General features: G+C 41.1%; 21 protein-coding genes. 9 read left to right on the top strand and 12 right to left on the bottom strand.

The genetic code is table 11. The annotated features are described in order from the left end of the window. Positions 1 to 20 precede the first annotated feature (20 nt). From L641_RS0115285 to L641_RS0115250, 8 genes are all read left to right on the top strand, one after another. Positions 21 to 1,004, top strand: coding sequence for an AraC family transcriptional regulator (locus L641_RS0115285; RefSeq protein WP_024602360.1), 984 nt, complete (start codon positions 21 to 23; stop codon positions 1,002 to 1,004). Between the two features lie 222 nt (positions 1,005 to 1,226). Further along, on the top strand, positions 1,227 to 1,670 hold the full coding sequence (gene dksA, locus L641_RS0115280) for an RNA polymerase-binding protein DksA (RefSeq protein WP_013465738.1): 444 nt from the start codon (positions 1,227 to 1,229) through the stop codon (positions 1,668 to 1,670). Positions 1,671 to 1,683: 13 nt separating this feature from the next. Further along, positions 1,684 to 2,580: a tRNA glutamyl-Q(34) synthetase GluQRS gene (gene gluQRS / locus L641_RS0115275; RefSeq protein WP_024602359.1), complete on the top strand. Its 897-nt coding sequence runs from the start codon at positions 1,684 to 1,686 to the stop codon at positions 2,578 to 2,580. A 305-nt stretch (positions 2,581 to 2,885) separates the two neighbouring features. Continuing rightward, complete coding sequence (gene pcnB / locus L641_RS0115270; protein ID WP_024602358.1) at positions 2,886 to 4,184, top strand: polynucleotide adenylyltransferase PcnB; 1,299 nt, start codon at positions 2,886 to 2,888, stop codon at positions 4,182 to 4,184. A gap of 3 nt (positions 4,185 to 4,187) precedes the next feature. Beyond that, positions 4,188 to 4,673, top strand: a complete 486-nt coding sequence (gene folK / locus L641_RS0115265) for a 2-amino-4-hydroxy-6-hydroxymethyldihydropteridine diphosphokinase (protein WP_016900471.1) — start codon at positions 4,188 to 4,190, stop codon at positions 4,671 to 4,673. 30 nt (positions 4,674 to 4,703) lie between these two features. Next, a complete protein-coding gene (panB, locus tag L641_RS0115260) occupies positions 4,704 to 5,498 on the top strand; it encodes a 3-methyl-2-oxobutanoate hydroxymethyltransferase (protein ID WP_016900473.1) in 795 nt (264 codons plus the stop codon). Further along, positions 5,498 to 6,346: a pantoate--beta-alanine ligase gene (gene panC / locus L641_RS0115255; protein ID WP_024602357.1), complete on the top strand. Its 849-nt coding sequence runs from the start codon at positions 5,498 to 5,500 to the stop codon at positions 6,344 to 6,346. The genes panB and panC overlap by 1 nt, the downstream gene beginning before the upstream one ends. 30 nt (positions 6,347 to 6,376) lie before the next feature. Continuing rightward, complete coding sequence (locus tag L641_RS0115250; RefSeq protein WP_013465744.1) at positions 6,377 to 6,616, top strand: hypothetical protein; 240 nt, start codon at positions 6,377 to 6,379, stop codon at positions 6,614 to 6,616. 68 nt (positions 6,617 to 6,684) lie between these two features. Here L641_RS0115250 and L641_RS0115245 read toward each other — a convergent pair whose 3' ends face one another. The 11 genes from L641_RS0115245 to L641_RS0115195 all read right to left on the bottom strand — a co-directional run bounded on the left by L641_RS0115245 (position 6,685) and on the right by L641_RS0115195 (position 19,634). Next, positions 6,685 to 7,653: a phosphate ABC transporter substrate-binding protein PstS family protein gene (locus tag L641_RS0115245; protein ID WP_013465745.1), complete on the bottom strand. Its 969-nt coding sequence runs from the start codon at positions 7,651 to 7,653 to the stop codon at positions 6,685 to 6,687. 79 nt (positions 7,654 to 7,732) lie between these two features. Beyond that, positions 7,733 to 9,079, bottom strand: a complete 1,347-nt coding sequence (phoR, locus tag L641_RS0115240; protein WP_024602356.1) for a phosphate regulon sensor histidine kinase PhoR — start codon at positions 9,077 to 9,079, stop codon at positions 7,733 to 7,735. Positions 9,080 to 9,172: 93 nt separating this feature from the next. Beyond that, positions 9,173 to 9,862 carry a phosphate regulon transcriptional regulator PhoB gene (gene phoB, locus L641_RS0115235; RefSeq protein WP_013465747.1) on the bottom strand — a complete coding sequence of 230 codons (690 nt, stop codon included), beginning with the start codon at positions 9,860 to 9,862 and terminating at the stop codon, positions 9,173 to 9,175. Between the two features lie 618 nt (positions 9,863 to 10,480). After that, positions 10,481 to 11,545, bottom strand: coding sequence for a class II fructose-bisphosphate aldolase (fba, locus tag L641_RS0115230; protein ID WP_008111197.1), 1,065 nt, complete (start codon positions 11,543 to 11,545; stop codon positions 10,481 to 10,483). Positions 11,546 to 11,756: 211 nt separating this feature from the next. Continuing rightward, positions 11,757 to 12,932 (bottom strand): phosphoglycerate kinase, encoded by a 1,176-nt coding sequence (locus L641_RS0115225; RefSeq protein ID WP_024602355.1) that lies wholly within the window; start codon positions 12,930 to 12,932, stop codon positions 11,757 to 11,759. A gap of 50 nt (positions 12,933 to 12,982) precedes the next feature. Further along, positions 12,983 to 13,996, bottom strand: a complete 1,014-nt coding sequence (epd, locus tag L641_RS0115220) for an erythrose-4-phosphate dehydrogenase (RefSeq protein ID WP_024602354.1) — start codon at positions 13,994 to 13,996, stop codon at positions 12,983 to 12,985. Between the two features lie 183 nt (positions 13,997 to 14,179). Then, positions 14,180 to 14,926 carry an SIMPL domain-containing protein gene (locus L641_RS0115215; protein WP_024602353.1) on the bottom strand — a complete coding sequence of 249 codons (747 nt, stop codon included), beginning with the start codon at positions 14,924 to 14,926 and terminating at the stop codon, positions 14,180 to 14,182. Positions 14,927 to 15,056: 130 nt separating this feature from the next. After that, positions 15,057 to 15,680 carry a 3'-5' exonuclease gene (locus tag L641_RS0115210; protein ID WP_024602352.1) on the bottom strand — a complete coding sequence of 208 codons (624 nt, stop codon included), beginning with the start codon at positions 15,678 to 15,680 and terminating at the stop codon, positions 15,057 to 15,059. Between the two features lie 5 nt (positions 15,681 to 15,685). Then, on the bottom strand, positions 15,686 to 17,524 hold the full coding sequence (locus L641_RS0115205) for a DUF294 nucleotidyltransferase-like domain-containing protein (protein WP_013465753.1): 1,839 nt from the start codon (positions 17,522 to 17,524) through the stop codon (positions 15,686 to 15,688). Between the two features lie 111 nt (positions 17,525 to 17,635). Further along, positions 17,636 to 19,360: a sodium:solute symporter family protein gene (locus tag L641_RS0115200; RefSeq protein WP_013465754.1), complete on the bottom strand. Its 1,725-nt coding sequence runs from the start codon at positions 19,358 to 19,360 to the stop codon at positions 17,636 to 17,638. 10 nt (positions 19,361 to 19,370) lie between these two features. Then, positions 19,371 to 19,634, bottom strand: a complete 264-nt coding sequence (locus tag L641_RS0115195) for a DUF4212 domain-containing protein (protein WP_008464847.1) — start codon at positions 19,632 to 19,634, stop codon at positions 19,371 to 19,373. Between the two features lie 462 nt (positions 19,635 to 20,096). On the opposite strand from L641_RS0115195, the gene L641_RS0115190 reads away from it, so the two are divergent. After that, complete coding sequence (locus tag L641_RS0115190) at positions 20,097 to 23,537, top strand: PAS-domain containing protein (protein ID WP_024602351.1); 3,441 nt, start codon at positions 20,097 to 20,099, stop codon at positions 23,535 to 23,537. A 49-nt stretch (positions 23,538 to 23,586) separates the two neighbouring features. Here L641_RS0115190 and L641_RS0115185 read toward each other — a convergent pair. Beyond that, positions 23,587 to 24,509 (bottom strand): DUF2339 domain-containing protein (locus tag L641_RS0115185; protein ID WP_024602350.1); only part of this gene is annotated, 923 nt, incomplete at its 5' end.

The following is a 24,509-nucleotide window of genomic DNA, read 5'->3' as shown; positions in this document are numbered from 1 at the left end:
CGTCTAGAAAAGGATATTTTATGTATTTTGTAAGTAGCCAAATTATTCGTTCTTTAACTAGTTACTTAGCTTCTCAAGGTCTGAATAAAGAACACTTACTTAATAATATTACTCAAGGAGGGCAGCAACTTAATAACAGTCGCTATAAATACCCGCTTGCTGATTACGAACAGCTCATGAGCATTGGCGCAAAACACTTAAATAGGAACACAGTAGGATTAGAGTTTGGTCAAGCGCTTAATGCGCAAAACTGGGGATTACTTGGGCATATTGCTTTAGTGAGTGACTCTTTATTAAGCGCATTACAACATGCTTTAAAGCTGCATACCTTAGTTAGAAACATTGGCGTTATTAGCCTACATCATCACCCACAACACAGCAGCCTAGAATGGCACCCCAAAACACCAGTCACACACTTCATGGCAGATGAGCTTTTTAGTAGCTGGCTTGCTTTTGCTCAACAATGTTGTGAATGGCAAGCCCCGTTGATGCTCAACCAAGTAAAATTAATGCGCCCACAACCGTCCATCAATGAAGTTAAACAGTATCAAAGTGTATTTAACTGTCCTATTGAGTTTAATAGCACAACAAATAGCATGATCTTTGATAGCCAATTACTACACTGCCCACTAAAAGGCGCTAATAACGAGCTAGAAACTTTATTAGCCGCACAGGCTATTAACTACAACCACGAAGCTCAGTGTATTAGTCAGCTCAAAGCGCTAATAACACAACACCTGCCAGAGCGTTTAAGTGTTCAGCAAGCTGCTCAGGCATTAGCGCTATCAACTCGCAGCCTACAGCGTTACTTAAAACAACAACACACCAGCTACAGCAAAATTATTGACGAAATATGCAAACAACAAGCCCTTATATTACTAAAACAAGGACTCAGTTCGTTAAACATTGCCACTGCGCTAGGCTTTTCTGAACAAAGCGCTTTTCAGCGTGCTTTTAAACGCTGGTATTGTATTACGCCTAAAAAATACTTAACCGAAAAGTAAAAGATAAGTTGTTTTTATTATTTTTGCCCACATAACAACGCCAGTTTATAAACCGATACTGTAATAAAAAAGTATAAACACTGCTTTTGCTACTTTTATATGGGTAAACAGGGTTGAAGCTAATTCGATTATTTAAAAATAAATTTGCCTAGGGTATGAGTTTCTGTTATTTATACCGCCGGCTAATGCTGAGGCATTAAATTAAGGATTTAGGAGAGAGTTATGCCAGACCAAAAAAGACATGGTTTATTGGCTCAAGCCGGTTTAGAACCATACCAAGAAAAACCGGGTGAAGAGTACATGAATGAAGCACAACGTGCTCATTTTAAAACAATTTTAGAAACTTGGCGTAATGATTTACGGAACGAAGTTGATCGTACTAAGTCACACATGCAAGACGAAGCAGCTAACTTTCCTGATCCCGTTGACCGCGCAGCACAAGAAGAAGAGTTCTCATTAGAGCTTCGTACTCGTGACCGCGAACGCAAATTAATTAAGAAAATTGAAAAAACAATCAACTTAATTAAAGAAGACGAGTTTGGTTTTTGTGAGTCTTGTGGCATTGAAATTGGCATTCGTCGTTTAGAAGCACGTCCTACTGCTGATTTATGCGTAGACTGTAAAACACTTGCCGAAATTAAAGAAAAACAAGCTGGACGCGGCTAATTAAGTTATAGCCATGTCTTCTACAGCCGTTACCGCGCAAGTATCTGACTATCGCGGCCGATTTGCACCGTCTCCTTCGGGGCCGTTACATTTTGGCTCACTTGTGGCGGCTGTAGGTAGCTACCTAGATGCAAAAGTTAACCAAGGGAAATGGTTAGTACGCATTGAAGATATAGACACCACTCGCGTTGTTAAAGGCGCAGCCACCGATATCCTAAATACCTTAGACGCCTACAACCTCAATTGGGATGAAAACGTTGTGTATCAAACACAGCGTCTTACTATCTATCAAGATGCAGTAAACTCACTGTCAAAACAACACCTTATTTATGCCTGCCAATGCTCTCGTAAGCAAATAAAAGCGCTAGGTGGAATTTATCAAGGGCAATGTAAACATAGCCAACTCAGTGAACAGGGTCATGCCCTTCGCTTAACTCAATGCCATGCAACCGTGACTTATAACGACCTTATTCAGGGGCGTATTGACGTTGACCCTGCTCTGGCCCATGAAGATTACATTATAAAACGTAGCGACGGCTTATTTGCCTATCAACTGGTAGTGGTTATTGATGACATTGAGCAAGGGATCAATCGAATTGTACGAGGCGCTGATCTACTTGAACCTACCGCCCGTCAAATAAGTCTGTTTAAGCAACTTAATAACCCTATTCCAGAATTTGCTCATTTACCTTTAGCGGTAGCAAAACCCGGATTTAAACTCTCTAAACAAAATTACGCCCCCGCTATTTGCAAACAAAATCCCAAACCGACTTTGATAGCGGTATTTAACTTTTTAGGTTTGCCAACCCACGACCAACTTATGGATTTAACCACAGAGCAATTACTTGCTTGGGGCGTGGCACATTTTAACTTAAGCCGCGTTCCCACTACGCGTGAAATACAGATTTAACGCTCTTTCGCGGATTGGGTATAACAAATTCAAATAAAATCGTTAAAAATGGCTTAATTTCAGCACTGCAACTTAATTTTTCCACCTTGCTGGTATATGATAGCCGCCTAAATATATGCTAATTACATAAAACAGTAAGTACAGCTCTATGAGAAGGTACTTGTTGTCATTTTGATTGCAATGGCGAGTCAATCAACCGCTTCTCTAGGAGACAGACTATTATTTCCAAGCTTTTTCAATTTTGTCGACAAATTATCGGCCCGAATGCCAGTGCCGAAGATGTCGCAATCAGCAGTGAACCGTTGGTGATCCCTCGAGGTGAGCATGGTATTTCTCGCAAACAATTTAGCCCAAATGCAATCAAAGTACTCTATCGCCTAAAAGATGGTGGCTATGATGCCTACTTAGTTGGTGGTTGCATTCGCGATGTATTGTTAGGTCAACAACCCAAAGATTTTGATGTTGTAACCAATGCAACCCCTGAGCAAGTTAAAAAACTGTTTCGTAACTGCCGTTTAATTGGCCGCCGCTTTCGTTTAGCGCACATTGTTTTTGGTCGTGAGATTATTGAAGTGGCCACCATGCGCGGCCATCACGAAGCACAAGAAGACAAAAATCAAATTAGCCAATCAAGCGAACATGGGCAACTACTTCGCGACAACGTATTTGGCAGCATTGAAGAAGATGCCGAGCGTCGTGATTTTTCAATCAATGCCTTATATTACTCAATCAATGATTTTTGTATTTATGATTACGCCAATGGTTTAGCGGCCATAAAGGCAAAACAAATTGAGTTAATTGGCGATCCTGAAACACGCTATCGTGAAGACCCCGTGCGTATGCTTCGTGCAGTGCGCTTTGCTACTAAACTCGATATGCAAATAGCACCTGCAAGCGAAAAGCCAATCACCGCTCTAGCTAGCTTGCTTGATAACATTCCACCGGCACGTTTGTTTGAAGAAATACTCAAGCTGTTTTTAAACGGCAAAGCACAACAAAACTTTTTAATGCTGCGCAAATACGGGTTATTTAAATCGTTGTTCCCAGAACTTGACCGAATTTTAGATAAAAACCCAGGCGGGCTTGAAGAAACTTTCATCAAGCAAATGTTTGCAAACACTGACATCCGCATTAATGCAGAGAAAAAAGTCACCCCTGCGTTTGTATTTGCAGCGTTACTGTGGTTTCCATTGGTTGAACGTACTGAAAAAATTCGACGTCAAGAACAACTCTCTGAATACGATGCCTTTGCCCAAGCAATTAATAAAGTACTTAGTGAGAACGCTCAGCATATTGCAGTGCCAAAACGCTTTACGTTAGGCGCCCGTGATATTTGGCATATTCAACAACGTTTAGACAAACGTGCAGGCCAACGTGCCTATCGCTTAACACAGCAGCCTCGTTTTAAAGCCGCTTATGACTTTTTACTACTGCGTGTTGATGCCGGTGAAACTGAGCATACAGAGCTTGCACAGTGGTGGACACAGTACTTGAGTCAAGATATTAATGGCCAAAAAGAAATGGTGCGAGAGCTAGGTCATCAAGGTGGACCAAAACCACGTAAGCGTCCTCGTCGGCGCACCACTAAAAAACCAGCTGAGTAAATAATGCAACGTGTCTATTTAGGCTTAGGTGCCAACCTTAATACACCTAAAAAACAACTTGATGATGCTGTTGTTGCACTTAAAAACTTGCCTAACAGCGAGTTTATCGCTTGCTCACATTATTATGCGAGCAAGCCTATGGGGCCACAAGATCAACCCGATTATGTGAACGCGGTTGCCTGTATCAATACCTCGCTACAGCCAGAGCAGTTACTTGATTTAACGCAAGCCATAGAGCTGGAGCATGGTCGAGTCAGAAAGGCTGAGCGTTGGGGCGCACGCACACTGGATATTGATATTTTATTATTTGGTGAGCAGGTTATAAATACAAAACGTTTAACGGTCCCTCATTACGGATTAAACGAGAGAGAGTTTGTTGTTTACCCGCTGCAAGAAATTGCACCCGAACTTATTTTACCAAGCGGCGCATCTATCAAACAGATAGCAAATAACCTACCGCTTAACGACTTACAACAATTACCGCTGTAATTAACTAAGGCCACTGTCTGCGAGAATATTATGTCTAAAATAACCGTTTCAACTTTGAATAAAATGAAGGCTGAAAGTAATAAAATCACTGCGTTAACAGCTTATGATGCCAGTTTTGCTAAGTTATTTCATGAGAATGGCGTTGAAGTTGTTTTAGTCGGTGATTCTTTGGGAATGGTATTACAAGGTGGCGATGACACACTCGCTGTGACAAACCAAGAAATTGCGTACCATACTCGCTGTGTTCGCGCTGGAAGCCGTGACCTATTTGTTATTGCCGACCTACCGTTTATGACCTATGCAAATCCAAATGATGCGTGTAAAAATGCCGCAGAGCTCATGCGCGCAGGTGCTAATATGATCAAGCTTGAAGGTGGCGAATGGCTGCATGACAGCATTAAATCACTTACTCAGCAAGGTATTCCGGTGTGTGGACATTTAGGGCTTACGCCGCAATCTGTGCACGTATTTGGTGGTTTTAAAATTCAAGGCCGTGAAGAAGCACAAGCGCAAAAAATTATTGCCGATGCAAAAGCATTAGAGGCAGCGGGTGCTCAACTACTCGTGCTTGAGTGTATTCCAAGTGCCTTAGCAAAACGTATTACTGACTCATTAAGCATTCCGACTATAGGGATTGGTGCGGGCAATGTAACCGATGGCCAAATTTTGGTTATGCACGATTTAGTCGGTATTTCTGCAGGCTACATTCCTAAATTTTCAAAAAACTTTTTACTCGAAACAGGCAACATGCCTGCCGCTGTTAAAAAGTATTGTAACGATGTTAAAAGCGGCGTTTTTCCAAGCGCTGAACACGAGTTTAAATAATGCAGTCAATTACTGAAATTAAATCATTACGCAGTCAAATAAGAGCTTGGCGCCAAGCGGGTTTAAGTGTTGCACTAGTACCTACTATGGGTAACCTGCACCGCGGTCACTTTTCGTTGGTAGAAAAAGCAAAAACACTGGCCGACAAAGTCGTTGTTAGTATTTTTGTTAACCCGATGCAATTTGGTGCTAACGAAGATCTAGACAATTATCCGCGTACCTTAGATGCCGATAAACAAGGTTTAGCCGATCTTGAAACGGATATTTTGTTTATCCCCAGTGTAGAGGCTATTTACCCAAATGGCTTAGGGGTGCAAAGTTTTGTTGATGTACCAGGTATTTCGATGGGCTATTGCGGCGGCTCACGTCCTGGTCATTTTAAAGGTGTAGCAACAGTTGTCACTAAACTATTTAACTTAGTCCAACCTGATTACGCCTGCTTTGGTGAAAAAGACTTTCAGCAGCTGCAAGTTGTTAAAACAATGGCCCGTGATTTGTCGATACCAGTAGAAATTATTGGTGTACCCACCATGCGTGAAGTTAGCGGCCTTGCCATGAGCTCTCGTAATGGGTATTTATCAACTGAGGAAAGACAAACCGCCCCTGTTTTATTTAACACCTTAAAACACTGTGCGCAGCAACTAGAAAACGGTAATAAAGACTTTGCCACACTGGAAAGTGAAGCGAAGAGCGCATTAGAAGACGCGGGCCTAAAACCAGATTATTTTTCGATAGCTCAACGAGATACATTAAAAGCTGCTACACTCGAAGATACACGATTTGTTATTTTAGCTGCCGCCTTTTTAGGAAGTGTTAGATTAATCGACAATATACAGGTTGAAGTTTAATACTGGTGTAGCCTCACTTTAAGGATAAGTATGAAAACTTTTATTAAAACCACTCTAGTGGCTTTTTCTTTTGCAGCATTGGCAGGGTGCCAAAGCCAAGCAGGTAATCCAGCACTTAACCAATGCGCTCAGCAAAGTTATCAATGCGAAACCAGCTGTGAACAACAAACAACCACCGACAGCCTTAAGTCACAGGTTTGCTCATCTAAATGCATCGAAGCGTATAATCAATGCAAAGTACAAGCTGAAAACTTAAGTAAAGCTGACTAATATCAATCGGCATAAATTGTAAACCAAAAAAAACCGCTCATTTGAGCGGTTTTTTAATTATTAGCGGTTTATTTTAAGCCTAACTTTTTCAACTCAACTTCAACTAGCTTTGCAGAAAGTGGCACATAACCATCTTTTTCTACAATTTTTTGACCTTCTTGCGAAAGTACCATCTTTAAAAACTCAGCTTCAACTGGGCCAAGTGGCTTATTTGGGTGTTTATTTACATAAACATATAAGAAACGTGAAAGTGGGTATTTACCTTGAGCTACGTTTTCAAGCGTGGCATCAACAAAGTTAGTACCTTTTTTAGATAACGGAACAGTACGCACACCCGATGTTTTATAACCAATGCCAGAATAACCAATGGCATTTAGTGATGCTGAAATTGACTGTACAACAGAAGCTGAACCCGGTTGCTCGTTCACGTTATTACGAAAATCGCCTTTACATAAGGCTTTCTTTTTAAAGTAACCGTAAGTCCCTGATACTGAGTTACGTCCATATAATTGCACGTCTTTTGCAGCCCAATCACCTTCTAGACCGACATCACTCCAGCGGTTTACTTGCTCTGGTGCGCCACATTTACGTGTTGATGAGAAAATAGCATCGATTTGGTCAATACGCAGCCCTTCAATTGGGTTATCTTTATGAACAAATACCGCCAATGCATCAATTGCTACACGTACTTGTGTTGGCTTATAGCCATAGCGCTTTTCAAATGCTTCAATTTCTTTCGACTTCATAGCACGGCTCATTGGACCTAAATTTGCCGTACCTTCTGTTAATGCTGGTGGCGCAGTAGACGAACCTGCCGCTTGAATTTGAATATTTACATTTGGGTAAATACGCTTATATTCTTCAGCCCAAAAGGTCATCATGTTGGCTAACGTATCAGACCCTACCGATGAAAAGTTACCTGATACACCGCTAATTTTTTGATACTCAGGCATACCGTCTTCTAATGCTACTGCTTGCGCAGATACAAATGTTGTAACAGCCACACCCATTGCGGCAACTAAGTTTTTAAATTTCATTTTGGGGTTCTCCAGTTTGTTCGTCCCATTTCCTAACTGCGGTTCACTCTAAAGTGAGTACATGACAATGGTGTGACTCTTAAATGACACTTTTATGACTAGCAGTATTACTCGTCACTAATGGCGGAATAGAGATCAGCCTATCGCTTGAAAACGCAAAAGAAAAACAGGAGCCTTTACCCAGTTCACTGTTAATTTTTAATTGGCTACCATGGCGAGTAAGTACATGTTTAGTAATTGCTAAGCCTAATCCTGAACCTCCTGTGGTGCGGCTTCTGGCTTTATCGACCCGATAAAAACGCTCAGTTAAGCGATTTATATGCTCTGGTGCAATACCATCACCATTATCGGTAACACTAAAACATGCCTGTTCATTGTTGCGCTGCCAACACACCTCAATTTTACCACCTGGCTTAGTATAATGAATGGCATTAAATACTAAGTTTGAAAACGCACTTCTGAGCTCATCCTCAGCACCGGTAATATCAAGTGACGCATCAATATTAAAAATAAGTTGATGGCCTTTATCTTGATTTATAGACTGCGCTTCAGTTTCAATCAGTTTTAGCAATTGCGGTACATTTACTGCCTTATCATTACTGTGGCGTTTTGCGCCTTCAATACGTGATAACGAAAGTAACTGATTCACTAAACTATCCATGCGTTTACATTGCTCTAGCATGGTAGTTTGTGCCTTATTCCACATTGCAGGCGGAGGAAGCGAATCACTGTCGAGCATTTCAAGGTAGCCGGTAACAACCGTTAAAGGGGTTCTGAGCTCATGAGACACATTAGCAACAAAGTCTTTACGCATCTGCTCAAGCTGCTTTAAACGGGTGACATCACGTACTACCACCAATAATTGAGTGTTAGCATAAGGCATCACCCTAAACTCAAGAACTTGCTCAACACTGTGGCCACTTTCAAGCTCCAGTGCATCACTAAACTCTTTACGGCGCATATATTTAGCAAATTTAGGATCGCGAATGAGGTTATCTAAACGCTGACCATGATCAACCGGCCATTGTAACCCTAACACTTTGAGTGCAAGTTGATTACACCACACAATTGATAAATCGTTTTGCAATACAACAACAGCATCAGGCACCGCCTCAGCACCGTCACGAAAACGGCGTATCAGCTCTGCCAATTCGTTACGCTTTTTACGATTACGATGTTGCAGCTGATAGATGCCTTCAAATACTTGCTCCCACGACCCTTCCCCTTCTGGTGGGTTAAAACTGCGCTGGTTATGCAGCCAATCACTTAACCGATAAAGTTGATGGTAATGCCACATAAGTAGCGAAAAAGCGCCCAAAAACAACATCAAAAATGGGGCACCAATAAGCACCCCAATTAAAAGTAAAGGTATAAAATAGACAAACAGCCGCTTTGTTAGCGCCTGCTTGTTAATAACTCGATACATACACGCTCTTTACCTTATAAACGCTAGCAGACAAGTTGACTGAACTAGGTTAATAGATTGCTACTTAACTAAGTAAGCTTAATTGTAAGCACACTATAGTTTACTCGAAAAGCGATAACCAGCTCCGCGTACCGTTTGTACTAAGCGGTCATGTCCAAGCGTAGCAATCGCTTTACGCAAGCGACGAATATGAACATCTACGGTTCTGTCTTCAACATACACATTCGTTCCCCATACATGATCAAGCAGTTGCTCACGGCTGTAAACACGCTCTGGATGGGTCATAAAAAAGTGTAACAGTCTAAATTCGGTTGGCCCCATATCAAGCTCACTGCCCCCTGAGGTAACACGATGCGAAATAGGGTCCAAGCGCAGGCCATGCACTTCAATTGCTTCTTCTAAAGAGGTAGGTGCTACTCGGCGAATAACCGCTTTAATACGCGCCATTAACTCTTTAGGTGAAAACGGCTTAGTAACGTAATCATCAGCGCCCACTTCTAAACCGCGTATTTTGTCTTCTTCTTCGCCGCGAGCAGTCAGCATAATGATAGGGATTTGGCGTGTGTGTTCATTTTGTTTGAATTTTTTAGCAATTTGAATTCCACTACCACCAGGTAGCATCCAATCGAGTAACACCATATCTGGATAAGGTTCAACCATTGCGGCTATTGCAGAATCATAATCTTCTGCCTCGATGGCTTGAAAGCCATTTTGTTCTAAAACAAAAACCAACATTTCCCTGATAGGTGCTTCGTCATCAACGACTAATACTTTACGTGACATTCCAATTTATCTCTTAGGCTATTGAGTAGGTTTCATTATTATGACTAAGTATGACATTTTTATTAAAGTGTAACGTCTAAATTAAAATGAGACTAAAAAAACACAAAATAGTAACAAAAAATTGAATATGTCATATTTTTATCATCTTGAGCAGTAAATCAAAAAGTGGTTTGCAGTAAAGTGAGTCGTTATTAAAGGCATTATTTATGATATTAACTTGGGATCATCAAATTACTAACTAGCAGCTATTTTTAGGCTTAATAATAAAAGTCGGCACCTATTTAGATCAGGTTTATTATGATCTTAAATACAAGGATCAGAGTTTTATCAAGCAGATCCCTTTTCGGATCACTATTTTACCCACTAACAAAGCTAAACCAATGATTTACTGTGTGATTTTTATCCATTCATTATGATGTTCGACACTTAAAAGTACAAAATGCGTCACTTTAAGCCCTTCACTTAGTAAAGTAATGATCCCAGATAAGGTTAGTTAGTAATCGAGTGATCCCAGATTTATCGGTAAGTAAAATACTGATCTCTTACAGATCAAAAAAGCCAGTGCGTAAGCAACTGGCTTTTTATAATGAGTGCGAGAGTATCGCCGTTATTGGCTCATTATTTTATTTTTGGGTTTAACTCACCGCTTAAGTATTTAAGGTGCATTTCATCCAATGAAATTGGCTTAATTTTACTTGCTTGACCCGCAGTACCAAACGCTTCGTAACGGGCGATACAAATATCAGTCATCGCTTGTGTTGCAGCGGCTAAAAACTTACGTGGGTCGAAGTTAGACGGGTTCATTGCTAAATGACGACGGATTGCACCGGTAGACGCTAAACGTAAGTCAGTATCAATGTTTACCTTACGCACACCGTATTTAATACCTTCAACAATTTGCTCAACTGGCACACCGTATGTTTCAGGAATTTCGCCACCGTATTGGTTAATCACTTCTAACCACTCTTGTGGTACAGAAGACGAGCCATGCATTACTAAGTGCGTGTTTGGAATACGCGCATGAATTTCTTTAATACGATCAATCGCTAAAATGTCGTCGGTTGGTGGACGAGTAAATTTGTAGGCACCGTGTGATGTACCACAGGCAATAGCCAGCGCATCAACATGAGTTTTATTTACAAAATCAGCTGCTTCTTCTGGATTCGTTAGCATTTGCTCTGTGGTAAGTTTACCCTCAGCGCCAACGCCGTCTTCTTCACCCGCTTCACCGGTTTCAAGTGAACCTAATACACCTAGCTCACCCTCAACTGAAACACCACATGCGTGTGCCATTTCAACTGTTTTACGTGTTACATCAACGTTGTAATCGTAGCTTGACGGAGTTTTACCATCGCTCATTAACGAGCCATCCATCATTACTGATGAAAAACCTAACTGAATTGAACGCTGACATACACCCGGTGATGTACCGTGATCCTGATGCATAACCACGGGGATATGTGGCCATTCTTCAACTGCCGCTAAAATCATATGACGAATAAAAGGTGCACCGGCATACGCACGTGCGCCCGCAGAACCTTGCACAATAACAGGGCTGTTTGTTTTATCAGCCGCTTCCATAATTGCGCGCATTTGCTCTTGGTTATTTACATTAAACGCGGGTACACCGTAACCATGCTCAGCGGCATGATCCAGAAGTTGTCGCATACTGATTAAAGCCATTGGGTATTCTCCAATTTATCGGTAGTTATTTTACTACCTAGTTTGAACGGATTTGTTAGTTTGGCGCAATCACTGCGCCATGAATTAAAAGGTATATGACCTAAAATTCATATTATTAACGACTAAATAAAAGTGAGAGGTATTTACTCGTTAATTGTAGCAGATGTGGGGTTAGCACATCTGCTTTACGGCTAGCTAATACCCTAAGGTATTATTTAGCGCGTGATTCTAGCATTGCAACTGCAGGTAGTTTTTTGCCTTCTAAAAACTCTAAGAACGCACCACCACCAGTAGAAATATACGATACTTTATCACTAATGCCATACTTATCAATTGCCGCTAGGGTGTCACCACCACCAGCAATAGAAAATGCGTTTGAATCAGCAATCGCTTTTGCAATAGCGCGAGTGCCATTACCGAATTGATCAAACTCAAACACACCCACTGGGCCATTCCATACAACAGTGCCCGCATTAGCAATAATTTTTGCAAGTTGATTTGCGGTATCAGGGCCAATATCAAAAATCATATCGTCGCTGGTGACTTCACTTACATCTTTAAGTGTTGCTACAGCTGACTCTGAAAACTCATTACCCACAACAACATCTGTCGGTACCGGTATTTCGCCATCGTTGGCTTTCGCTGCAGCGCATAAACGATTTGCTTCATCCATTAAATCAGCCTCATAAAGTGACTTACCTACAGGATGACCAGCAGCTGCAATAAAGGTATTGGCAATACCACCGCCGGTAACAAGCTGATCAACAATTTTAGATAACGAATCAAGTACGGTTAATTTAGTTGATACTTTAGAACCACCCACAATCGCCACTAACGGACGGGCTGGGTTATCAAGTGCTTTGCCTAAGGCGTCTAGTTCAGCCGATAATAATGGACCGGCACACGCTACATCAGCAAACAGACCCACACCATGGGTTGACGCTTGTGCGCGATGCGCAGTACCAAAGGCATCCATTACGTAAACATCACATAATGCAGCTAGTTGCTTTGATAGGGCTTCGTCGTCTTTTTTCTCGCCTTTGTTAAAACGTACGTTTTCAAAAACAACCACTTCATTATCTGCAACATCAACGCCGTTTAAGTAATCTTTTTCTAGGCGAACAGGTTGCTCAAGTGCATCATTTAAGTAATCGACAACCGGAGCCAATGAAAACTCTTCTTCGTATTGCCCTTCCGTAGGACGGCCAAGGTGTGACATAACCATCACTTTCGCGCCTTTCTCTAACGCTAGTTTGATAGTAGGTAACGCAGCACGAATACGTGCATCTGACGTCACTTTTCCTGCTTTAACGGGTACATTTAAATCTTCACGAATTAATACGCGTTTGCCGTTTAAATCTAAATCTGCCATTTTAATGACCGACATGAACATCTCCTTAGTTAACGATACTGAACCTGAAAAATACGTTTAAAATATTACTTAAATGCCATCATAGCACGCGCGGTATCGAGCATGCGATTCGCAAATCCCCACTCGTTATCACACCAAACTAATAACTTTATCAGTCGTTTATGACTAACACGTGTCTGTGTGCCATCTATGATACAAGAATGTGGGTCATGGTTAAAATCAACCGATACCAATGGTTCTTCGGTGTAACTTAAAATACCTTCAAGGCGGTCTTTAGCTTGTGCTTTAAGGGCATTATTAACCGCACTTAAATCTACATCGGCATTAACCGTGACACTTAAATCCATCGCCGTCACATTAATGGTCGGTACACGGACCGCAATGGCCTCAAAGCGACCTTTAAATTTAGGTAAAATACGGTCTATACCACGGGCTAATTTTGTATCTACAGGAATAATAGACTGACTGGCGGCACGCGTACGGCGTAAATCATGATGATACGCATCAATCACTTGCTGATCGTTCATTGACGCATGAATGGTTGTAATAGCACCTGATTCAATGCCAAAAGCATCATCGAGTACTTTAATAACAGGAACAACGCAGTTGGTGGTACACGAGCCATTAGAGACAATAGTATGCTCGTTTTTCAGCTCATCGTCATTAATACCGTAAACAATAGTGGCATCAACATCATTATCCGCAGGATGTGAAAACAGCACCTTTTTTGCGCCCGCAGTCAAATGTAACTGTGCGTGCTCACGTGAGTGGTAAACCCCCGTACACTCAAGCACCACATCAACATCTAACGTTTGCCACGGTAATTCAACTGGATTTTGTTCACAAAATAACGCAATGGTGTCATCAGCAACGCTGATAGTGTCTTCACCTAGTTTAACTGGAAAAGCAAAACGACCATGAGAGGTGTCGTATTTTAATAAATGGGCAATAGCTTCAGGGTCGGCTAGTTCGTTAATTGCAACAATTTTGATCTCGTCGCTTAAGCCTGATTCGTATAGTGCACGGACAATATTTCGACCAATACGACCAAAACCATTAATTGCAAGTTTGATTGCCATGAAATATAAAATCCACTCTAGTTACGTACAGAGAAAGGCAGCGTCGCCTTTTAGATGGCGGTATTGTAATCGACCTTGCCTGTGATTATAAGAGCCAAGCATTAGAAACTTTAAATTAACGTCATAATCAACACACACTGCACTTTTACTTTTAGCCCTGCTAGTGGGTATTTGCACTGTTTGCTATTTTAGTTTTAAATCAAACACCACCTTTATTGATGCTTTAACGCTTATTGTTGCGCCTAAATATTGCTGCTGCATAAATGGATTCTCGTTATTACTAGCAACCATACTATTTCTGTGGCTAGATAAAATAATGTGCTTAACACCGCCCGCGTCATAATCGTAATCTGAGCTGCCGGAATTTGCACTGATACTGTAAACGTTGCCAAGTTCAGCGCCAAAAGCTTGAGCGAGCTTATTTCCCTTCGCTTTTGCGTTATCGATTGCTAATTGTGTTGCCTCTGCCTCTAACTGATTAACTTTAGAGGATAAACCATTAATTTTTTCGATATTGTCTATTTGTAAGCGTTGAGCAAAATTAATAAATTCATCGACTTTTTTAATATCTTTTAATGTGACTTTAACTGTTTTCAGGGCTAAATACTTATCGCCTGAAACAGTCCCAGATTCTGTACCAATCATAGTGTATAACTTGCTTTTTAAACCAGATATATAAACATCGTCTTGGCCAAAACCGTATTTGTCTGATTGTTCAAGTAGCAAGCTAATCCGGCCATCAAGCTCACGTTTAGCCTCAAGTAATGTATCTTCAGTGCTTTTTACTTCAAATATAATTTGAGCCATATCAGGCTCAACAAATACCTCAGCTGACCCCTGCACTGAAATATGACGATTAGCTGGCACGCTTGAATTAGCAAAAGTAATAAGAGGGAATAAGGTAATAAAAATAGCGATGATAAGTTTCATATTCGTTCCTTGAATTCATAATAAATCACACGTTCCCATAATTATACAAATAAAAACAAAAGTAAACTGCCTCATTAACCAAGTATTTATGCATTCTTTATAGGTTGGGTTTCGCTTCGCTCTGCCCAACCTACGTCAACTCGCCTACTTTGAGCTCCTTACCGGCGCTTATTTGATGGCATTGGGCTAATAACAACTCAGCAGTAGCTTGTGCATCGGTAAGGGCGTGATGACAATGATAGCTTGGTAAGTCGTAGCGTTTACGACATTCATTAAGAGTTAAATCGTCTAATTTTATATCTGAGCTATGCTTTAGCAGACGCTTTTTTTCTATTTGTAAGGTATCGATAATCAACTTGGGGCGCTGGGTGATCCCTGCATTTTTTAGTGCTAACTTTAAAAAACCCCAATCGAGCATGGCATTATGAAATACTAAAATACAGTCACTAAAGTGAGCGCTTAAAGACGTTATAATGCTTTGTAGACTTTGCCCTTGTGCCACAGAGTCAGTACTAATGCCATGAAAAACGGGGCTCTGCTCTAGACTTTTCACCTCTTTATTAACCAAATGCTGCGACTGACTGTTTTTGATACATTCGTTATCAATCAGTACCCAAGCAACCGAGACAATTTCATGTTGTTTAGGATCAAGCCCTGTTAATTCCAAATCAATCACTAAGTAACGTTGCTTTAAAGCACTTTGCATGAGCAAGTGGCGGCGCTTTAAATAACGAGTAATAAGCTGCTTAACCATTGTTGTTACAAACTCCCACGCGCAAATTTAAACGCCGCGCCTTGCTGCGCTTGTTTTACTAGGTAAAATGCTTCTTTAAGCTGATGACGCTCTAACGAATTGAGCTTATCTGGGTTTATACAATTGCTGGGCAACCCCTCTTCGTTTATTTGTGTGCGCAACCTAAGTTGAGTTAAAAATCGCCAACAATCTTTTAAATTATAAATATCTTCTTTGCTTAACAATGAATACTTTAATAAGGCGTCTAATCGCTCTTGGGTGTTAGCACGGCGGATGCCTACTTTTAATGCATACAGCCTTGCCAGATCGTTAATGATCACTACCCCGCGCTTTTTAAGATCGATGTATTTGTGATGCTGCTCGGTTTTTTCAGTTTTAAAGTTATTGAATAAACCAATCGGCGCGCTGTTGGTATTCACATCGCTGGCCATTGCCGCATAAAAAAGATCGTTGCGAGAAATATGGGTTAACTCTTCACAAAACTGGCTATAAAGCGTGGTTGATCCTTCAATAAAACGCAGATCAAAAAATATTTTACAGTTGAGCATTGCCTGGGGTGTGGGGCTGGTGATCCACTTTAAAAACTTCGCCCGCCAATCACTAACACTCATTCGACACGCATCACTGCTGGCCATAATGTTACCAGGGCAACGACGAATACCGCATTCAACTAAGTTTTCACAAACAAATTCACCCATTTGTTTAAAGTACGCGTGCTGCTCATCGTTTAGACCATCGGGTAATAACAAGCCGTTATCTTGATCAGAATGCAGTGTTTGCTCTTCGCGCGCTTGAGAGCCAAAACAAATAAAGCTAAAGCTCGTAGGTGCAACACCATGTTGTTGTTGAAATAAAAATATTAGCCGCGAGGTTAGCGCATCGGTTAAACCGCTGAGTAGTTTTCCAATCAGTGAAATATCATCAATATTATTAGAAAACCCCTTTAATAACTCAGGAATTTCTTTAGCGTAACGCTTTAAATCAGCGACATTATGCGCTTTATAAATACGACCAATGAGCTGGACAGGGTCGCTTTTTTGTTGACGTAGTAAGTCTGTACTAGTGATCATACCTAGCGGTTTATGATTTTCATCAAGCACAGGTAAATGATGAATATTATGCTTAAGCATTAAGTGTAGCGCTGAAAACACACGATTATTTTCAAATATAAACTTAGGCTTATTGGTCATAATACTATTGATAGCTTGCGCGGGGTCCACCTCATCAGCAAGCACTCGATTACGTAAATCACGGTCAGTAACCACCCCAACAAGGTGCGAGTTTTCGGTGATCATTATTGAAGAAACCCCATGCTCTTGCATTTTTTTAGCACTATGACGGATGCTGGCATCGGGGGGCAGCGTTATCGCTTTGCGAGTCATGATCTCTGATATTTTACGCTCAGACCAGCTGTCGTTGTTGCTCTTATAATGCGATGAAAGTAATCGATTTGCATGTGCACGGACAAAGTATTGCTCAAAGGCTTTATATTCTCGGCGTAAATAATCAAAATGCGTTTGGTCGAGCATATACACTATGCCCTCTTTTTGTACTTCTAAACTGTTTTGAATTGCATCTCCCGTTAGTAAAGAGGGGTAACCAAAGTAATCACCTTGGGTTAAACGCGTTACCGTATCGCCTTTGGCATCGACTAAATCGTATAACCCGGAGCGGATTAAAAATAACTTAGGCTGTTCACTGTTAAGCCATTGCGTTTGGTTTTCTCGGGTCAAATAAATACTATCGAGATGGTTAACAAAATAACTGCAGGCGCTGTCCTGTAACATTGAAAATGGTGCTTGCTTGTTAATAAACTGCGCGACTTCCTGTTGCTCACTACTCATAAATCATCCTCAATAAAAAAGCGACTTAACCTGAAATGTAGTCATTTTTTAAACAAATAAAAAGCCCGACTTAAGTCGGGCTTTGATGCGTTATATCATTAGCTATATGGATTAGTGAGCATGCGCTTCACTAGACCCTTTAGGATTACGAATACCTTCAACCATTTCTTGAATTTCAACTGGTGTCGGTTGAGTCATTTTCATAACACCTGCAGCTACTGCAAAGTTAATGATCATACCTACTAAACCAATCCCTTCAGGTGAAATACCTAAGAACCAATTTTCTGGGCTATTAAGCTCTGGGCTCACAAACTTAAAGTAGATGATGTATGCAGCAGTAAAGGTGATACCCGTTACCATGCCTGCAATTGCACCATGTTTATTCATTGATTTAGAGAAAATACCCATAATAATTGCAGGGAAGAAGCTCGCTGCTGCTAAGCCGAAGGCAAAGGCAACAACCGAGGCCACAAATCCTGGCGGGTTAATCCCAAAGTAGGCGGATATTACAATAGCAATCATCGCTGCTAACCTCGCTGCAAGTAATTCTTGCTTGTCGGTTATATCCGGTTTGAGTGTCCGTTTTAGCAAATCGTGCGATACTGAGGTTGAAATAACCAATAGTAAGCCCGCTGTAGTCGATAGTGCCGCGGCAATACCACCAGCAGCAACGAGTGCAATAACCCATGCTGGTAAGTCGGCAATTTCAGGGTTCGCTAGTACCATAATATCGCGGTCAACGTTTACTTCGTTCGCGCTATTAGGGTCAGTGATTTTACCTGATGTGTAAAACATTTTGCCGTCACCATTTTTATCATTAAAGGTAATTAGGCCCGTACGTTCCCAGTTTTTGATCCATGCAGGCGCATCTGCATACGCTGTGCCGCTACCGTCTTTACCATTAATGGTGTCAATCATGTTTACACGGGCAAACGAAGCTACTGCAGGTGCTGTTGTGTAAACAATAGCAATGAACACCAGTGTCCACGCCGCTGAAATACGTGTGTCCTTTACGCGAGGTACAGTGAAAAAGCGAACAATTACATGTGGTAAACCAGCAGTACCCACCATAAGAGCACCTGTGATTGCAAATACATCAATCATGCTCTTCGAGCCTTCAGTGTATTGGCCAAAGCCCAACTCAGTACTTAAACCATCTAATTTATCCAATACATACATGCCTGAACCATCACTTAGCGTGGCACCAAACCCTGTTTGTGGGAAAAAGTGACCGGTTGCCATCATCGAGATGAAAATAGCCGGTACTAAATAAGCAAATACCAGTACACAGTACTGCGCAACTTGCGTGTAAGTAATGCCTTTCATGCCACCAAGTACAGCATAAAAGAAAACAATGATCATGCCGATGTAAACGCCGGTTTCAATTTCAACTTCTAAGAAACGAGAGAACACCACACCCACACCACGCATTTGACCCGCAATGTAAGTAAAACAAATAAAGATGGCACATAAAATAGCCACTAAACGCGCAGTACGTGAGTAGTAACGATCCCCGATAAAGTCTGGCACAGTAAACTTGCCGAATTTACGTAAGTAAGGCGCTAAACACATGGCCAGTAGTACATAACCACCCGTCCACCCCATTAAGTAAACACTACCGTCATAGCCAGCAAACGAAATAATACCTGCCATTGAAATAAATGACGCAGCACTCATCCAATCCGCAGCAGTTGCCATACCATTGGCTAGTGGAGGTACACCACCACCGGCAACATAGAATTCATTTGTTGACCCTGCACGAGCCCAGATTGCAATGCCGATATAAAGCGCAAAGCTTAAACCGACGATTATAAAAGTGAGTATTTGAACATCCATTGCTTAGCTCCTATTCGTCTACGCCATATTTTTTATCTAACGTATTCATTTTGAAAACGTACACAAAAATCAAAGCTACAAAGGTATAAATCGCGCCTTGCTGGGCGAACCAGAAGCCAAGTTTAAACCCAAAAAAACGTACTTCATTTAGTACATCTACAAGTAATATGCCAAAGCCAAAAGAGACCACAAACCATACCGCTAATAACTTAAACAGTAATGAAATGTTTTCTGCCCAATAAGCTTTTGCTTGTTCTTCATTTTTAAAAGCCATTTTTATTTTCCCCTTTAAACATCGCAAGATTACGATGGGTGGTTTTTTATATTCGTTAATCAATTTAGCAACGCTACTCAAATATTGAATTGCGACAATAGTCGTAACAACATGTTAACGTTTTCGTAAACTGTAGGCGCTTAATTAGTAAACAACAAGTGAACTACTTTAATTTCAGTAAGTTAATTAATTTATTTGCGAGGTGTTTACGCCAATTTTTGAGTAAAGCGTGGGAATAAGACATTAGTCTAACTAAATAACCAATTTAAAATAAAACATTAAAAATCAATACTTTACTTTATTTATAGATAATATAAATAAAATGTATACCCCCCTATTTAACCCGCAACCAAGTATTGTAAAAACCCAAACTACCTCAAACGCCAACTGACGCTCGCATCTTGAAATAGTTTGGGTATAGTTATGGCAAATTATAAAAATATTCTACAAGGTTAAATAAACATGACGGCTGTACTACTCATTGTTGCCTTTGGCTACATAGGCGTGCTGTTTTGGCTGGCTAATTGGGGGGATAAAACCACGCCACTTGCCAAGCGTATTAGTCATCACCCGTTTGTGTATTCATTTGCACTAGGTATTTATTGCACTTCATGGACTTACTACGGCTCAGTAGGCACAGCAGCGACCAGCAGCTGGAGTTTTTTACCTATATTGTTAGGCCCCGCTTTATTGTTTTTTTTCGGTCAAGGCTTTTTACGTAAACTGGTACTGGTGAGTAAAAAACAAAATATCACCACTATTGCCGACTTTATTTCAGCCCGCTATGGTAAGCGTCAAACCACCGCCATTATGGTGACAATAATCGCCTTATTGGCCACCATTCCGTACATTGCATTGCAATTAAAAGCACTCAGCTCTAGCTTTTTACTCCTACAAAACAGCAATCAGATATCAGGGGATATTTTAGCGCTATCGGCCACGTTAATGATGGCGCTATTTGCTATATTTTTTGGCACGCGCAAAGTTGATGTAACCGAATACCGTTCAGGTTTAATGCTCGCTGTGGCGTTTGAATCTCTAGTTAAACTGTTTGCCTTAGCCGCCGTTGCAGGGCTTGCGATATACAGCTTATTTAATTTACCTACCCAAAGTAGCAGTCAAGTTGCCGAGTCTATTTGGATGCACTGGACACACTTTGACTTTTTTAGTTTTAATTTTATCGGCCAGTCACTTATGGCAGCAGCGGCTATTATTTGTTTGCCACGCCAATTTCATGTAACCGTGGTCGATAACCAAGATAAGCGCCATTTATTCACTGCGCGTTGGGCCTTCCCACTGTATTTATTACTAACAGCAGCAATGATTTTACCTATTGCCACCGCTGCGATTCACCCAGAAATAGGCCGCAGCTTATCACCAGACAGCTTTGTACTTGCCTTACCTATGCTGCACAATAATGCTTTTTTGACTACGTTTGTGTTTATTGGGGGGCTTTCAGCAGCTACAGCCATGATTGTTGTAGCCACATTAACGTTAAGTACCATGATCTCAAATGATGTGGTACTGCCGTTAATGTTACGTCGTAAATTTAAACGTAACTTAATTACCAGCAGCTATAAATCACGTATTTTACTAGTGCGTCGATTTACCATTGCCGGAGTACTTATTTTAGCTTACTTCTATCAGCAATGGTTTGGAAATGGCAGTGCACTGGCTAGTATGGGATTGGTTGCTTTTTCATTGGTATCGCAACTATTGCCTGCCATTGTGGGTGGTTTATATTGGCGAAAAGGCCATGCCTATGGGGTTTATGCTGGACTACTCGCCGGCGTGATATGTTGGGTGCTGTTTTTAATGTTGCCTATTTTAGATGCCCCCAACCCACTAGACAGTGAGTTACAACAAACCCTAATAACGCGCGGTACACTTATCGCTTTGTTTGCTAATATTGGCTGTTACATTAGTTTTTCGCTAGGGGCTGAAGAGCGCTTAATCGACAAAATTCAAGCGGCTGCTTTTGTTAATCCTAAAGATCAGGCTATTTTATCGCGTCGCTTAAATAAAAATGTAAAAGCCACGGTATACGACTTCAAAATACTGCTACAGACCTTTTTAGGCATTCAACGTAGCCAGCAAGTATTATCACACTATGCGCTTCATCACGACTTAAACGACAACAATGCTCACCCTCGCGCTGACTTTATTGCTTACTGCGAACGTGCGCTTACTGGGGTATTAGGTGCCTCATCAGCGCAAGCACTTATTCATACCGTATCATCGGGCAAACGCATGGCGTTTGAAGAGGTGGTAAACTTTTTTGATGAAACCACACAAGCACTGCAGTTTAATCAAAACTTATTGTTTACCTCGTTAGAGAACTTAAGCCATGGCCTATCCGTTGTTGATAAAGACCTAAACCTCGTGGCTTGGAATAAGCGCTACAGTGAAATGTTTAATTACCCCGAGGGCTTTTTGCAAGTTGGCCAACCTATTGAGGAAATAATCCGGTATAACGCAGAGCGCGGTGAATGTGGCCCAGGTGAAATTGACCGTCATGTTGATAAGCGAGTTCAGCATTTAAAAAATGGTAGTTCACATCACTTTATTCGCCATCGTCGAAACGGCCAAGTGTATGAAATGATCGGTAACCCACTTCCTGATGGCGGATTTGTGACTAGTTTTTCTGATATTACTAATCACATTAGTACGCAAAATGCGCTAGAAGAAATTAATATGGACTTAGAAAACCGTATTGAAGCGCGCACCCAAGAAGTACAAACGATTAATAGTAATCTACAAGCACAAATAGATAGCCGCGTACAAACAGAGCAAGCACTTACTTTGGCCAAGCGCGAGGCAGAACAAGCCAATGATAGTAAAACTCGCTTTTTAGCATTGGCCAGTCACGATATTTTACAGCCATTAAATGCTGCACGTTTATACCTTGCCGCGATTGACGAAACACAACTAGACACCACGAATAAAAATAATTTTAATAAGCTTGGCGACAGTTTAGATTCAACTGTGCATTTAATGTCGGCCTTACTCGAAATTGCAAAATTAGAACAAGGCGCAATGACCCCAAGCCCACGTCACTTTTGTATTGACGATATTTTAGACCCTCTCAAAAGTGAATATGCCATTTTATCAAGCGATAAAGGACTGTCATTTACAGTGCGCTCAAATAAGCAAATAGTGCATAGTGACATTACCTACTTGCGCCGAATACTACAAAACTTGCTGTCTAATGCGATTAAATACACCGAAAATGGCCGAGTGCTAATTGCCTGCAGAAATCGTAAACACAGTTTACGAATAGAAGTATGGGATACAGGCCCGGGCATTAGCGATATTGAACAGGCAAAAATATTTAACGACTTTTACCGAATTGAAGCGGGCGACAATAAAGGCGTAGGCCTTGGTCTAGGGGTAGTTAAACGTATGGCTGATTTACTGAGCCTGCCGATTGATGTGGTTTCTTTACCTAATAAAGGCAGTCGATTTAGTATAGAAGTGCCTTATGGTGATGCGCAATTAGTGCAACAAAAACAAACAAATCAAAATATCGTAGACAACCGCGCTGCGATTAATATTATTGCCGTTGACGACGATCCTGAAAACTTAGCCGCGATGGCCAGCTTATTGAAAAAATGGCGGGCAAATTACACCTTATTCGACAAAGTTGATGCTGTGTTAGCGTATGCTAAAGCGCATGCAGCGCCCGATGTTATTTTAATGGATTATCAATTAGGTAATGATTGGGATGGCATTACTTTAATTAAAACACTGCGAGAGACTTGGCAAAGCGACATTCCGGCAATTTTAATTACCGCGGTGCGTGACACCGAGCTAAAACAAACAACCAAAGCTGAAAATATTCATTACCTAAGTAAACCAGTAAAACCAGGTAAACTTAAGGCCCTGCTTAATCATAGTACTTAACCCCCAATAAACGCTTAAGCCCAGTAAAATACTGGGCTTAAAGCTATGCTTAATTGCTATAATTACGCTTTCTTAGTTTTTGGAACAACCAACTAAGCCCGACTAACGAAAGCCCTAAGCCAATAAACGATAATGCCTTTAAAAGCCCAGTTAAATTAGCCATATCAATTAAAAATACTTTAACGATTACCGCACCAAGAATCCCCAAACCGACATTTTGTAATAACCGCAGCTGTTTTAAATGTCCGGCGATCACCACCAATGCGCCAAGTAATAACCAAATAACCGAATAGCTATATAGCTCGGCGTCACTGGTTGCCTTATCAAGGTAAATAAAGCCGCCTTGCCAATATTGGCGGATCAAGGTGTTGATAGCTAATACCGCTAATAAACCAGACACACCGAGTGTAATTTGACTCAATTTAGCATTTAACGATTTAACTAAACTCGCTAACCATAACGCCAGCAGGCTCGGGACGAACCAGATTAAAAGCACCCAGTTAAATATTGGCGTTTCACCAACATAAAGACGCATTAATAACGGATTATCATCCAACGTTGTATTGATTAATAATAAGCCAGCTAACGCTGATAAAATCAAACCTGCAGTGCGGTATAACTTACCCAGCTGCCCTGCACTTTGCGCGCGATATAAATAAACGCAGCCTAAAGCAAGCAAGTTACAGCTGAGCAAAACTTGCTCATAAAAACTTAAAGAAAACAACTGAGGGTAGTGCCCTACCAGTTGATAACTGGTTTCGGTTGTCACAAATAACGCTAAACAATGCAGTGCTGCCCCCTCTAACCATATTTTTAGTTTTGAAGTATTAAAACATTTAGCCGCTGCAAAAAATAACCCAATACACAGCGGGTAAACAACTAAGCTCCAATGCAAACCAAAGATAGTTAGAGAATCATAACTAGGCGTCCACGGCGATAAGGTAAGGCGTAAAAGTAATGCCGCCACAAGGG

This window comes from Pseudoalteromonas sp. TB41 (genome assembly GCF_000497975.1).
Taxonomy (GTDB): domain Bacteria; phylum Pseudomonadota; class Gammaproteobacteria; order Enterobacterales; family Alteromonadaceae; genus Pseudoalteromonas; species Pseudoalteromonas tetraodonis.
Note: the sequence above shows the minus strand (reverse complement) of the source record. Positions and strands in the feature narration are given on the sequence as shown.

Bases quoted from the DNA above. Each gene is read 5' to 3' on its own strand.
- epd (WP_024602354.1), bottom strand. From the start codon at position 13,996: ATGGCAATCAAACTTGCAATTAATGGTTTTGGTCGTATTGGTCGAAAT.
- L641_RS0115285 (WP_024602360.1), top strand. From the start codon at position 21: ATGTATTTTGTAAGTAGCCAAATTATTCGTTCTTTAACTAGTTACTTA.
- L641_RS0115190 (WP_024602351.1), top strand. From the start codon at position 20,097: ATGACGGCTGTACTACTCATTGTTGCCTTTGGCTACATAGGCGTGCTG.
- L641_RS0115245 (WP_013465745.1), bottom strand. From the start codon at position 7,653: ATGAAATTTAAAAACTTAGTTGCCGCAATGGGTGTGGCTGTTACAACA.
- dksA (WP_013465738.1), top strand. From the start codon at position 1,227: ATGCCAGACCAAAAAAGACATGGTTTATTGGCTCAAGCCGGTTTAGAA.
- L641_RS0115210 (WP_024602352.1), bottom strand. From the start codon at position 15,680: ATGGTTAAGCAGCTTATTACTCGTTATTTAAAGCGCCGCCACTTGCTC.
- panB (WP_016900473.1), top strand. From the start codon at position 4,704: ATGTCTAAAATAACCGTTTCAACTTTGAATAAAATGAAGGCTGAAAGT.
- panC (WP_024602357.1), top strand. From the start codon at position 5,498: ATGCAGTCAATTACTGAAATTAAATCATTACGCAGTCAAATAAGAGCT.
- L641_RS0115225 (WP_024602355.1), bottom strand. From the start codon at position 12,932: ATGTCGGTCATTAAAATGGCAGATTTAGATTTAAACGGCAAACGCGTA.
- phoB (WP_013465747.1), bottom strand. From the start codon at position 9,862: ATGTCACGTAAAGTATTAGTCGTTGATGACGAAGCACCTATCAGGGAA.
- folK (WP_016900471.1), top strand. From the start codon at position 4,188: ATGCAACGTGTCTATTTAGGCTTAGGTGCCAACCTTAATACACCTAAA.
- gluQRS (WP_024602359.1), top strand. From the start codon at position 1,684: ATGTCTTCTACAGCCGTTACCGCGCAAGTATCTGACTATCGCGGCCGA.
- L641_RS0115215 (WP_024602353.1), bottom strand. From the start codon at position 14,926: ATGAAACTTATCATCGCTATTTTTATTACCTTATTCCCTCTTATTACT.
- fba (WP_008111197.1), bottom strand. From the start codon at position 11,545: ATGGCTTTAATCAGTATGCGACAACTTCTGGATCATGCCGCTGAGCAT.
- L641_RS0115205 (WP_013465753.1), bottom strand. From the start codon at position 17,524: ATGAGTAGTGAGCAACAGGAAGTCGCGCAGTTTATTAACAAGCAAGCA.
- L641_RS0115250 (WP_013465744.1), top strand. From the start codon at position 6,377: ATGAAAACTTTTATTAAAACCACTCTAGTGGCTTTTTCTTTTGCAGCA.
- L641_RS0115200 (WP_013465754.1), bottom strand. From the start codon at position 19,360: ATGGATGTTCAAATACTCACTTTTATAATCGTCGGTTTAAGCTTTGCG.
- phoR (WP_024602356.1), bottom strand. From the start codon at position 9,079: ATGTATCGAGTTATTAACAAGCAGGCGCTAACAAAGCGGCTGTTTGTC.
- L641_RS0115195 (WP_008464847.1), bottom strand. From the start codon at position 19,634: ATGGCTTTTAAAAATGAAGAACAAGCAAAAGCTTATTGGGCAGAAAAC.